This window comes from Nesterenkonia rhizosphaerae, from assembly GCF_039544555.1.
GTDB classification, from domain to species: Bacteria; Actinomycetota; Actinomycetes; order Actinomycetales; family Micrococcaceae; genus Nesterenkonia; species Nesterenkonia rhizosphaerae.
Genome location: NZ_BAABLW010000007.1, coordinates 1,193,145 through 1,204,918 on the forward strand (window position 1 = coordinate 1,193,145; position 11,774 = coordinate 1,204,918).

Genomic DNA, 11,774 nt, shown 5'->3' on the forward strand with positions numbered 1-11,774 from the left:
GGAAAGAGGTCGATGCTTAGTGCAGAAGACGATGACGGTGGCCGAAGCAGCCAGTGCGTTGGGCGCCTCCGAGGCGACCGTGAAATGGTGGGTCTCCGAGGGTGACCTCAAAGAAGCCAGCCCCTCACTTATAGATGCGCACTCCGTGGAGGAACTGCGGCAAGCGCGCAGTCGTGAGAGCGAAGAGGGTCTCATTGACCAGATCGCCGAGATATCCAATAGGTATGGCGACCGACGATGAGGCGCATCGTCGTTGATGCCAACCTCCTAGTCTCGCGAACCCTGCGCGACTATGTGGTGTATTCAGCGGGCAGGCAGGCTTACAGCCTTCACTGGTCGCCGCGCATCCTCGACGAGATGAGAACCAACCTCCAGCAGCAGTTCGGCTTCACTTCGGTGGACGCGCAAGCACTGCAGCGCGGGCTTGTGCGATACATGCCGCAGGCGATGGTAGAGGTTGATCAACGCGATGTGTTGGTAGCGCAGGAGAGCGCCACAGACGCTAAAGACATCCACGTCCTCGCCGCAGCGCTCTCAGCCCGCGCCAGCCTGCTTGTGACAGAGAACGTCTCGGATTTTGACCGGGAGTGGATGGGCGAGCATGATGTAAAGCTGATGCGAACAGGGGAACTCCTGCATCTCATCAGCAAAGAGAACCCTGAGGCACTCGCGTTCGCCCACGAACAAGCCATTCGCACTCAGAGCCACTCGGCTGAGTATGTGGTGCTGGACAAACTTGACGCCAGCACAGCCCATAGCCCTGTGTCCGCAGTCGAACACGCACTGCGCGCCACGGTCGGGAGGGAACGTCTTACCGGTGACGGTTACGCGCCGGAGGACTATGTACCGCGACGCAACAGACAAGGGCGCCCCAAACCCTCACTGGGTCAGGCCGGAGTGATCGCTTTGGCCCTGAGCACTGCAGGGTCAGGGCAGATATGGGTGAATCCATACACTAAACGTGACGGCACGCTCACCTCTGGACACTGGAGGGGGCGACCAGGAAGCAAGAGGGCATGAGTGACGCCGACTATTCCCACCACTTGGATCGGGCATTGAGACTCGGTGAGGAAGCTAAAAGGCTGGAAAAGGCTGCCGCTGAGGCATACGACAAGCGGCGCGAGGCGATCGTGGAGGCACATGCTGCAGGAGCCAGCTACGCCACCATCGGCAAACACCTGGGGATCACCCGCGGTGGTGCTCAGTCGATCGTTCGCACCCGACGAGCATCCGAATAGGCAAGTGCCGGGGTGCGGCCGCAATAACACCCATGAACGCACAGACCCCCGGACAGCAGGTAACAGCCCTGGTGACACGCCCCTCATGGGCGACCCAGGACGATACCGCTGACCGCCGCCCCTTCGCTGACCTGGAAATAGCTACCCTCAATCCGGACCCCCGATACCTCCCGGAGCACTACCTCATGCCCGGGGAGAGCCGCCTTCTGGTGATTGAGCTGGCTCCAGACTTGGCTCTGGTCGCTGGGTCACATGCTGGATCCACCGGTCCCAGTACCTACCAGCACAGCGTCAAGCCCAACATCGCTGCCACTGCGATCATGCACTCCCACGCTCCCGGATGCCGAGAAATCACACTGCACGGAGATGTTGTCTTCGTCGGTGGATACCAGGACCAGATGATCTCCATCAATCCTGGGCTGGCCGATGGTCTTGTTGCCTGGCTGAACACCTCTGAGGCCGAAGAGAATACGGCTGCCGGCATCGGCGCACACCGTCACTGAGAACGAGCCTTGTACCCATCGGTACAGGGCGTATCGAGGCCTTCGCCGTTGAGCCCGCGTATGCACATCAACGGCGGTCCCGCCCCCTTAGCTTCAATTGGCAGAGCGGCTGATTTGTAATCAGTAGGTTGCGAGTTCGAATCTCGCAGGGGGCTCGCTGCAGGAGAGCGGTTCGAATCCGCAGGGACGAGACCTGATCCCCTCACCCATCAGTTGGCACACTCCTCAGCAGCTGCAGGTAAAGGGTTCGATTCCCCAGCCAGTGCAATGATCACCGCTGGCACCCCTGGCGATCTGCCTGCAGTCCACCCTCTATAGCTCAGCTGGTAGAGCAGCAGAGAATCGGCAAGACGCAGGTTCGAACCCTGCTGGAGGCACAGTAAAGGCGCACACGACAAGTTTCCAGAACTTCAGCCACATCCACCTCAGGAGGACAGCAACCATGGGTAGAGCAGAGAAGCTACTGCAAACCCTCAGCTTCAAGGATGACGTCCATCAGGTGGAGGAAGAGAAAGCCTCACTACTGGCCAAGTTCGACGCGTCGTGGGATGGGGAGACTGAACGGATTGATGTGCTCATCCGGGTAAAGAGTCACATCGACTACGAGACACCATCGGTACTTCCGGGAAAGAAATCTGTCGCCACCATCGCTCTAGCAGGTGACTGGCACTCCAATACTCACGTCGCCGCCGCGCGCTTCCTACAGGCCCGTGATGCTGGGGCTGATGTGCTGGTGCATGTGGGCGACCTGGGAGTCTGGCCTGGACCCGCGGGGGCACGGTTCCTCGCAGCCCTTGAGTTCTTCGCAAAGGAGACAGGAATCCCGCTGTACTTCATTGACGGCAACCACGAGGACTTCGACCAACTGGACAGTGCAATGCGAGAGTGTGGAGAGCACGCAGAAGTTGGAGTGCTTCGGCCCTGGGTCTACCACCTGCGCCGCGGCAGTGTCTGGCACTGGGGTACGACCGGATTCGCTGCACTGGGTGGAGCACCCTCCATCGACCGTCTACAGCGCGTGCCAGGACGGTCCTGGTGGGCAGGGGAGCGAATCACCCAAGGCGACATTGACCGCCTGGAGCGCAACACTGAGTCCCACATGCAAACGCACGGGGACGTTGATGTTCTGCTCACCCATGACGCGCCAGCACGGGCACCACTGCCCAGCCGCCGTTTCCCCCTGCCCTCGATCATCGAATGGGAGGCCGGCCAAGGCCGAAGAATGATCAGTCAGGCCGTAAGGATCACCACTCCCGGACTGATCGTCCACGGGCACTACCACGAGTCACGGCGCTACCAGCTAGGCCCCGGAATCAACGGTCTATGCATGAACATGGAGGACCAGCCGGGAGCCTTGGCGGTGATTCACCTAAGCAGCTGAGCATCTCAGCTCGTACGGCACTCCATCGGGGTATGAATGCGCCCCCGGCCACAGTACGCACCATGAGCAAAACTGGCGGCGGACGCGGCACCAACCAGCACAAGATCAAGGGCACCTCCCAGGCTCGCAGCACCATTACTGCAGCTGGAGAGTCCACGATAGCCCTTGACGAACAGGGCACTGACCCTCGAAGCAAGCCTTCAGAGGAAGCCTTTCAGCGACGGCTCAAGGAGATGACTGGGGCGCGCCCGACGATGCGCGCTCGCGCCGTTGCCCAAGAGATGACTGACTCCGAGATCCGCACTACGTTGCGCGATCGCGGCATGGACCAGGCCACCAAGAAGTTCGACGCTGAGGCTGGCCGCTTCGTGGCGATGAACAGGGAAGAGCTGGTCGACTCCTACGTCGAGCACACCGCGGGAGACCACCAGGACAGTGATGGGCGCCCACGCGAGCTCAGCGAAGCCGAGGTGCGTGCTGCAGCCTCCTGGGCAACCCGCACAGCCGGGATGGAGGAGATGTTCAAGAGTCTGACTCGTCGGCACGCCGAGCATCGAAGCGGGCAGTCTCTACTGGCCGCCTCCCAGCGTCTAGCAGCTCAGGGCTTCTCCAAGCAGCGCCTGAACGCATCAGTCCACATCGACGAAGAGGACTTTCATTCCGAGGTGCTCACAGACCTGGTCCGGTCCATGGCTAATGATGTGAAGGCTGGCCGGGAATCCCGCATTCGCAATGTGGGTGCGGCGCTGGGAACCATGTCGAACTCCGGATATGCGGTGCGCTCCACTAAGGAACGTTGGTCCTTCACCACTGACTCCGCAATGAAGATCTACCGGCAGAATCGGGATGCCTTCGTGGAGATGGAGGGGCGTGAGCCCACCTCTAAGGAGGAGGACCAGATCATGGAAGAGATTCGGGAGAACTGGACCGAGTACTACCCGAACGTGAAGTCCCCCGCACCCTCCCCGCGCCTGCACCGTGAGCACTACGCCATGACCCACCAGTCAAGGTTTGAGGAGCCTTGGGGGTCTGATGACGCAGACAACAGCTTCATGGAGCGCTCACCTGCATTGGGCGTGGAGTTCGACGAGTCCGCTAGTGACAGCACTATTGCAGCACTTGAGGCCATGGAATCCGGGAAAGCACTGACCGTCGACCAGGCGGCCACAGCTTTTCATATTGCCTCTGGCGGTGCCCCGGTGCGACCGCGCGCAGCACGCCTGTCCCCTCAGCAGCGCACCCAGGCGGAGACCGCGATCGAGTCACGAGTACTCCAAGCATGCGCGGACTGGGAGAACGGAGAGGACGGCACTCACACTGCCGCGCTGCTGGAACCTTTCGGTGGGGACACACTCTCCATCCGGGATCAGCAGACAGTAGTTGAGACCATCAAGGCCGCGCCTGGCGAGCAGGCCGCTCACCGGCTGTGGGGATTAGCCGCCGATGCCGCAACCGCAGCACGGGCCTGAACATCCCCGGCCACAGTCACCACTATGAAGCGAAACAAAACCGGCGGCGGCGTCGGCACGAACCAGCACCGAATCCGAGGCACCTCCAAGGCACGCGGCCTGGGAAGCGCCAACGGGGAGTCGAAGGTGGTTCTTGCCGACTTCACCCGCTCCAACACGCCAGTAGCCACCAACGAGGAAGCAGCGGAGAAGCTGATCAGCTTCATTCACCGCGGTGACGAGCTTGCCGCCCGGCGCGCGGCTGCATCCTCGTCACCTCTCCTGCGCACGATCGCCCGTCACAGCGGGCTTGTCGATGAACGGTCTGGAAAGCGCACCGCCGCCGACATCGCAGTAGAGGACGCCATCGCTTCCTGAATTTTTCCTCCATGAGTCATATGCACATGGGGTGAAACGAAGAGCCCGGGGACCCTGCCTTCGGCTTGTGAATCAACCACTCGCATCGCAGTGCCGGAGGCGGCCTGCACCTTGAAAGGAAAGGGATATGAACCAGCTGCTGTACGGGTCTTTCAGCACATTCACTACCACCGTGGCTGCGTCGATTAACCAGCGGACGAACTTCTCCGACGCGTGGTCCAGGGTTTGGAACGCGATTGTTCGAGGCATCGGCGGCGACTCGCTGAACCTCATCATGAACTCGATCGGCATCCTGCTGATCCTTGCCGCGCTCATTGGCTACTTCTGGCAGCACCGTCGCGGCACTGGCTGGGGCAACGGGGCTACCGGGATCGTCGGTGCCGGCGTGATCGGTCTGGTGCTCCTTGCACCGAACATCATCCTTCCGCTGGCCCTGCGGATCGTGGACTGGGTCGTGAACATCGTTCTGCGACTCTTCCGCGGAGCCATCAGGAACTCCAGCGGCACTGGCGCGTTCTACGACGTCGGCGGTGGTGGCATCCTGCCCGGGCTGGGGCTCTAGAGTCCCGCCTCCGGTTAATACAGGCGCTGGCTCCCTGCACCAGCGCCTGTATCCAGACTCTCACTCACCATTCAGGAGGTCCGATGAACAACCTCTACATGCTCACGCATCTCACCGGCCAGACCTCCCAGACCGAGCGCACCGCAGTCATCGGCTTTATCGAGATGCGCCGTCGAGTCCTGATGATCCTGATCTTCTCCGGGGTGCCCGGACTCCTGGTCATGCTCATCCTCACACCCATCCTGAAGGCCTGGGCCATTCTGGCCCTTCCCATCATCATCTTCACCGCCCTCTGGATCTTCGAGTCGCGATCACGGCGAGGCCTACAGCTACGCACCTGGCAGCACCTGACAGAGAAGCAAAAGTCAGCCCGGTCCGGGGAAGTGTTTCACCAATGTGGACGTCCTGTCAGCGTCGGAGATCACTGGATGCGTCTGGTCCCCGCGTCAGTTCCGGTGCAGACATTCGATCCCGAACCCGAGGACCCCTTCACCACATTCAACTTCCACTCTGCAATGAACTCCTAGGGTGAGTAGTGGCCGCCCAGAACCTCTCTTCAAGCACGCCTAAGGACAACGCTCAGCGCGCCCTGGAACTCTCCCGTAAGACATCGCTGTCCAAGACAGGCGACGCGGTGAAGAACCGCGTGGGTGATGCAGCCTCTGGCGCCGCCGCAGAGGTTCTTGTAAACGGTGCAGCAGCAGCAGTTGGTCAGGCCGCACGTGATACCACCACTGTTGCCTCAGAGATAGCCAAGGGGGCCGCTCAGGGTGCCACAGTCGCTGGTGTCGGCGCTGTTGCTGGCGCTGCTAAAGGCGCGGCGGTGGGGCTGGCCAAAACTGAGACAGCAAAGAAGACCCTAGCGCTTGTCATCACCGCGATAGTCCTGGTCCTCGCCCTACTGGCAGCCGTTCTTGCCAGCACCGTGTTCCAGGCGGCACTGTTTAACCCGCGTCAGATGGAGATTCAGGGTACTGCTGAACGTGCTGCACTCAATGCCCACGAAGACATTATGGAGGTTGCAGGCCCAGGTGTTGGTGGTGATATTCCCACTAACGTCGCCCAGTACCAGCAGACAGCACGAGACGCTGGAGCAAACCATCTCGTACTGCAGGCAATCGCCCTCGCCAATGAAGAGCTTCGCCAGGGCGGGACTCTAGGATCCGGAGGGGGAACCTCAGGATCGGATGGACCCTCCGGAGGTGGTGTTGGCACGGTTCCGCCTGGGGAGCTGACCTGCGCGCCGGTTCCGCACATACCCAACTGGTCTGCCGGTTCAGGATCGACTAAAGGCTGGAAGTACTACCACCCGGCACCCATCGAGGACGGCCTCAACGACAACGCGGCCCACGGAGTGCGCTGTGCGGACGAAATGTGGGGCGCAAAGGTCTCGGGATACCACGGTGCCCGCCACGTCAACGACTCCGACATCGGTGACGCATCTGACCACGTAAGAGGCGACGCGCTGGACCTCTCCTTCGTGGGAACAGGTTCATCGATGGATTACCGAACCGCCGAGGGGCGCGCGTTCGGAGATGAGGTAGCCGAGTGGTTTGTCACCCACGCCGCTGAGATGAACGTCGACTACATCATCTGGTGGGAGAAGGTATGGCGAGCGAACACCGGCACATGGGGACCGTATGGGGGAGAGGTCTACGCCAACGGCGCCGGCAGTGACACCGCCGCCCACCGTGACCATGTCCACGTCAGCTTCCACGCTGGTGACTCCACCGGCCCAGTCGGCTCTAACCAGGGTTCCGGCACGGCAATCAACGCCTCCACTCACGGTTACGAGGGTGAGATGCTGCTTCGGAAGGACATCAACGCCCCAGGCTCGCAGCTGGGAATCGTGGCGAACAGACTGGCCCAGGCGGAGGCTTCCTCGTTCTCAGGATCCTCACTGCCGCAGAACATTGATGCCGGTTACGGCTTCCTCAACCCCAACGATGCCTCCCGCAGCGAGACTGAGACTGGCGAGGATATTCGCAAGAGAGTTCGCGAGCGCTGGGTGAAGGCCATTGAATCAGTGCCTACAGCCGCTAGTGAGCAGGCCCCCGAGTACGTCTTCGATCTAGCCCTGTCCTGGTCACTAGGTGAAGCTCGCACTGAGGTGTGTAAGCCAGAACCCACCACCGTGCCAGCAGGCGGGACCGGCTCGGGCGGACTGGAAATACCGAGTGAATACAAGCCGTATCTGGAAGCCGCCGCAGTGGAGTCCGGCTTCCCGGTTGAGCTCTTGGCCGCGCAGCTGCAGCAGGAGAGCTCGTGGAATCCACAGGCGAAATCAGCGGCAGGCGCCCAGGGCCTGGCCCAGTTCATGCCCGCCACTTGGGCGGCGTATGGCAACGGTGGCGATCCTTTCAACCCCCAGCACGCCATCGCAGCGCAGGGTCGATACATGCGAGCACTGGCCGATACCGTCAGGCATCTCGCCTCCAGTGATGAGGAAGTGGTAGTCCTCACCCTGGCCGCCTACAACGCCGGGCCGGGCGCGGTTCTGCAGTACGGGGGAGTCCCGCCTTTCGAGGAGACGGAGCACTATGTGGTGGTCATCCCGAAGATGGCTGGCAATGTCAGCTTGGTCACCGGATCCTGTGGAATCCGATCTGATCTAGTCAATGTCCCGGACCTGGACGGCATCACCTGTGATGCACGCCCCGACATCCAGGACTACGGCACCGGGAGGTCGGTGGAGTCTGGACTGGATGGTGCAGCGCTACCAGGATTCCGGTGCGGAGTCGGCGCGTTCCATCCTGACCACGGCGGCAACTTCGCCTCATGGCACGGTCTACGCTCGGGTTCTGGTAGCTCCGACCATCACTGGGGTGGAGCACTGGATATCTCTAGCTCCCACCTGGGAGTGGGACAGCCGCCAGCCGAGGCTGTGGCCGTAGCTGAGTTCTACCTCGCTCACGCCCAAGAACTCAACGTCAATTACGTCATCTTCTTCGAGCGGATGGCTTCGGCCAGCGAGGCTGGCAAGCCGTTCAGCGAATGGGGGCCGTACCACCACGCCGGTTTCGGCACCACATGGTGGCCAGGCGGCGGCGACCATTCGGCAGCACACCGTGACCACGTCCACGTCAGCTTCAACAGGCGGTAAGGAAGTCATCATGCGCAAACACCTGGCTCTGACCACAGTGGCGGTCACAGCGCTACTACTCTCATCTTGTGCTCACCCGGAGACTGCTCAGTATCAGGCGGCAGGAGCTGATCCCGTGGCGGTACCCACTGCTACGGACACAACAGCGCCTGCCCTCAGCGAAACAGAGCAGTTCCGTCTTGATGCCGTCCAGCAACTAGTCAGTGCCACCTTGCGCAGCGGCAGCGCCTCAGAGGCCGAGCGCAGTATCGAGCACCTCTTCACCGAGGACCTGCGGAATCAGCGTCAGCAGCGATGGAATGTCGGTGAGTATGGGCTAGACCTCGCATTAGCCAGCGAGGGGTTCGACGCCGCTAATGTGGAGGTCGCTGATGATCATGCGGTCTTGCTCACATGGAGCGGTACAGCAGCTTGTGGGGTTCAAGAGGACCACAGTGCAGTGGTATTTATTGAGACAGTAGAGGTCGACGGTGAGCTGCAGCTCTCGCGGTTGGACCACTCCGTGACTTGTAGCTGCGCGACCTGTATGGCCTAGCGTCTCACGATGCGGCCGCAATGAGTCTCACATACTGAGATTCACCCGAAAGGAGCAATCATGAAGACGCAGGCACTGACCACCGTCATCCTCACGACCTCACTGGCACTGACCCTCAGCGCCTGCGGATCACAGGATGAACCACCGGTAGGCGGAGAGATCGTCGTCGACCCCCAGTTGGATGGCAGCACTGCGACCCCCGAAGCTGAGGAGTCCACGGCAACACCAACACCAAGTGCCACCGAGACTACTGACCAGCCATCACCCGGAGCACCTGACTCCACCGAGGAGGGCTGGTACGGGTACGACGATGAAGCGCTACCCATCTCCACTGACATCGATGAGGAAGTGGGCTTCGAAGTGCTGGACACCGACGCGCCTTCTAGCGCTGAGGAAGCGATGGAAAGAGCAGAAGAGGCCTCGAAGCAGCTGGCTAAAGAGTTCGACCACCCCGAGGGCATGGCTCCTGGACAGCTGAGCTCGCAGGAAGCCGCCTCCGAAGCAGTGGACCGACTCCACAAGGTGGAGCTTGAAGCAGGGCGCATCATCGCCACGCACTACCCGGCCACGGACTTTAACCGGGATCAAGCGACCGTGCGCGCCTCGCACTTGCTCTCCGATTCAGCTCGGTTCGGCATTGCCGACCGTCCTGTGCCCGCCAGTGACGCTTCCTGGTCCAGCGCTGCGGAATGCAAGGCGCGTCCCGAGGTACAGGTGCAGCCAGGGTCCACGGAGATTCTGGTGGATGAGCGCGGACGTTCCACCGGCCCAGACGGCTACACCCGCATCCTCGCCCAGTACCGCTGGGTCGATGGTGAACCGGGCTGCCAGCTGGTGCAGCCGGATCACTTCTACGAGATCAAGTTCTCCGGAGGCGACTTCGAGAAGATGCTCATCGGCGATGTCACCGTGGAGCGCCGCGACATCGCCAGCAACGGATCACCACTCTTCTAGCAAGCCAGCACGAGCCCCCGCCGCATCGATATTGGCGCGGCGGGGGTCTCGTGCATGAGGATGCGGCCGCAATTGGTCTCCATGGGTGAATACACTGTTTCCGCCGTCCAGATGGACCACGGCTGGGAAGCTGACCTGAGCGCTATCGGGATCACACTGACCGCACCCACGCTTCCCCAGCTACGTCAACAGATCATTGATGTGATCGCAGAGTCCTTCGACGAGGCTCCCGAAGCAGTCGAGCTGACACTGCAGGCGAGAACGCAGCCCCGGGACATTGAGTCACAGCAAGAACCAGCCGCGACGAACGCGAAAACGCCGCGCAAGCGTGGTCGTCGTCGAAAGGCTCGTGAGAAACGCCGCAAATTCGACCCAGAGGATCTCAAGCTGGCCGCTCTGCCCCAGGGAGAGGAACGCCAAGATCCTATGCGCTGGTACATGTGGCTGCGCACCAACTTCCTGGCCTTCGCTTTGATCGGACTCATGGTGGCAGGCCTACTTGCAGCAGTCCTGGATTACTAGGGCATACAGCAGAAGACCCCAGCTTTCGGGCCGGGGTCTTCTGCTGTATGCCAGGCTAGTAGGGGAGCCTGACTGGATTGATCAGGGGCGCTGGCCGCTGATGATGGACTGAGCCGCGGCGCTACCTCCTGCCGGGCATCCGTAGCCACCGGGGCGGCCTGGCTCGGGCGAGTATCCCAGGGCGATGGCGATGCAGTCGGCGTTGTGCTCTAGGCCCATAGTGCCGGAGGTGCCGTGAATCTCGTTCATGCGGTTCTGTGCAGCTGCGAAGTCTCCGCTGAATGCTCGGTGCTGGAGAGCGTGCGCACACTCATGGGCGGCAACATAGTTCATGTGCATCTGAGACATGCCCTGGCGGTAACCGTTGATCTTCATGCTCGTAGACCCCCACTGGTACTCACCTAGGCGGTAAGCACCGAGGTCAACCCACTGAACAGATGCGCCGCAGACGTTGCGCGCGACGGACTCGGTGGCCTGGCGGCTAAACGATGCCTGAGGAGCCGGAGCCGGAGCCGGAGCCGGAGCGGACTGCTGGCTGCCGGTATTGGTGGGCGCTGGCACCTTCTGGGCCTGCTGGGACTGGGTCTGCTGTGTCGGGGCCTGCTGGGCGGCACGCTGAGCCTGTTCTGCGGCAGCGGCAGCGGCTTCGCGCTCGGCCTTGCGCTGTGCTTCTACAGCGGAGATCCAGCCGAGGTGATTCTCGAAGGCCGCAGCGTTGACATTGCCGTGCTCATCGACGAGTGCGGGGTTGTCGAGCACGATCTGATAATAAGTCTGAGTGTCACCGGAGTAGCCGGGTTCACGGGTTGATGCATCAGTGATCATGGTGGCGAGCTTCTCGTCCAGCTCGTCGAACTCCAGGATTGCAACGACATCAGCGTCGTCGTCCTCCTCCACATCTGCCTCTTCCTCGGCATCCGCGGAATCCTCATCCTTCACCTCAGAGGATTCAGTCTCGTCCTGGTCGAGTTCTTCGGCTTCAGTGCCCTTCTCATAGTCGTCGTCATAGGTCTCCTCGACGAGGATCGTCTGCGAGGGGGAGGGGCTTGCCTCCGTGGTCTGGGCCGAAGCCGATGAGCAGGCAGTGGCTCCCAACGCCACCAAGGCGGCGAGAGCAAGGGCGGTGTGACGTGACATGTGGTGGGTCCTT

At 61.5% G+C, this 11,774-nt stretch carries 14 protein-coding genes and 2 tRNA genes; 15 read left to right on the forward strand and 1 reads right to left on the reverse strand.

Annotated elements, in window-relative coordinates; translation table 11 throughout:
• The first annotated feature begins 19 nt into the window (after window positions 1–19).
• The 15 genes from ABEA23_RS11290 to ABEA23_RS11360 all read left to right on the forward strand — a co-directional run bounded on the left by ABEA23_RS11290 (window position 20) and on the right by ABEA23_RS11360 (window position 10,624).
• On the forward strand, window positions 20–241 hold the full coding sequence (locus ABEA23_RS11290; protein ID WP_345478114.1) for a helix-turn-helix domain-containing protein: 222 nt from the start codon (window positions 20–22) through the stop codon (window positions 239–241).
• The gene (locus tag ABEA23_RS11295; protein ID WP_345478115.1) at window positions 238–1,020 is read left to right on the forward strand and encodes a PIN domain-containing protein; all 783 of its coding nucleotides are present in this window, start codon (window positions 238–240) and stop codon (window positions 1,018–1,020) included. The genes ABEA23_RS11290 and ABEA23_RS11295 overlap by 4 nt, the downstream gene beginning before the upstream one ends.
• Entirely contained in the window at window positions 1,017–1,238 is a 222-nt protein-coding gene (locus ABEA23_RS11300) for a hypothetical protein (RefSeq protein ID WP_345478116.1), read from the forward strand. The genes ABEA23_RS11295 and ABEA23_RS11300 overlap by 4 nt, the downstream gene beginning before the upstream one ends.
• Before the next feature lie 32 nt (window positions 1,239–1,270).
• Window positions 1,271–1,741 (forward strand): hypothetical protein, encoded by a 471-nt coding sequence (locus tag ABEA23_RS11305; RefSeq protein ID WP_345478117.1) that lies wholly within the window; start codon window positions 1,271–1,273, stop codon window positions 1,739–1,741.
• An 81-nt stretch (window positions 1,742–1,822) separates the two neighbouring features.
• Window positions 1,823–1,896, forward strand: a tRNA-Thr gene (locus ABEA23_RS11310).
• A 154-nt stretch (window positions 1,897–2,050) separates the two neighbouring features.
• Window positions 2,051–2,118 (forward strand) — tRNA-OTHER (locus ABEA23_RS11315).
• 65 nt (window positions 2,119–2,183) lie between these two features.
• Window positions 2,184–3,122, forward strand: a complete 939-nt coding sequence (locus tag ABEA23_RS11320) for a metallophosphoesterase family protein (protein WP_345478118.1) — start codon at window positions 2,184–2,186, stop codon at window positions 3,120–3,122.
• A gap of 62 nt (window positions 3,123–3,184) precedes the next feature.
• Window positions 3,185–4,591 (forward strand): hypothetical protein, encoded by a 1,407-nt coding sequence (locus ABEA23_RS11325; protein WP_345478119.1) that lies wholly within the window; start codon window positions 3,185–3,187, stop codon window positions 4,589–4,591.
• Between the two features lie 24 nt (window positions 4,592–4,615).
• Window positions 4,616–4,948 carry a hypothetical protein gene (locus ABEA23_RS11330; RefSeq protein WP_345478120.1) on the forward strand — a complete coding sequence of 111 codons (333 nt, stop codon included), beginning with the start codon at window positions 4,616–4,618 and terminating at the stop codon, window positions 4,946–4,948.
• Between the two features lie 127 nt (window positions 4,949–5,075).
• Complete coding sequence (locus ABEA23_RS11335; protein WP_345478121.1) at window positions 5,076–5,510, forward strand: hypothetical protein; 435 nt, start codon at window positions 5,076–5,078, stop codon at window positions 5,508–5,510.
• A gap of 83 nt (window positions 5,511–5,593) precedes the next feature.
• Window positions 5,594–6,037, forward strand: coding sequence for a hypothetical protein (locus tag ABEA23_RS11340; protein WP_345478122.1), 444 nt, complete (start codon window positions 5,594–5,596; stop codon window positions 6,035–6,037).
• A gap of 8 nt (window positions 6,038–6,045) precedes the next feature.
• Window positions 6,046–8,613 carry a lytic transglycosylase domain-containing protein gene (locus ABEA23_RS11345; RefSeq protein WP_345478124.1) on the forward strand — a complete coding sequence of 856 codons (2,568 nt, stop codon included), beginning with the start codon at window positions 6,046–6,048 and terminating at the stop codon, window positions 8,611–8,613.
• A gap of 10 nt (window positions 8,614–8,623) precedes the next feature.
• Window positions 8,624–9,148 (forward strand): hypothetical protein, encoded by a 525-nt coding sequence (locus ABEA23_RS11350; protein WP_345478125.1) that lies wholly within the window; start codon window positions 8,624–8,626, stop codon window positions 9,146–9,148.
• A 60-nt stretch (window positions 9,149–9,208) separates the two neighbouring features.
• A complete protein-coding gene (locus ABEA23_RS11355; protein ID WP_345478126.1) occupies window positions 9,209–10,102 on the forward strand; it encodes a hypothetical protein in 894 nt (297 codons plus the stop codon).
• Window positions 10,103–10,183: 81 nt separating this feature from the next.
• Window positions 10,184–10,624, forward strand: a complete 441-nt coding sequence (locus tag ABEA23_RS11360; RefSeq protein WP_345478127.1) for a hypothetical protein — start codon at window positions 10,184–10,186, stop codon at window positions 10,622–10,624.
• Window positions 10,625–10,705: 81 nt separating this feature from the next.
• On the opposite strand, the gene ABEA23_RS11365 is transcribed toward ABEA23_RS11360, so the two are convergent.
• Entirely contained in the window at window positions 10,706–11,761 is a 1,056-nt protein-coding gene (locus ABEA23_RS11365; protein ID WP_345478128.1) for a hypothetical protein, read from the reverse strand.
• Window positions 11,762–11,774: the final 13 nt, after the last annotated feature.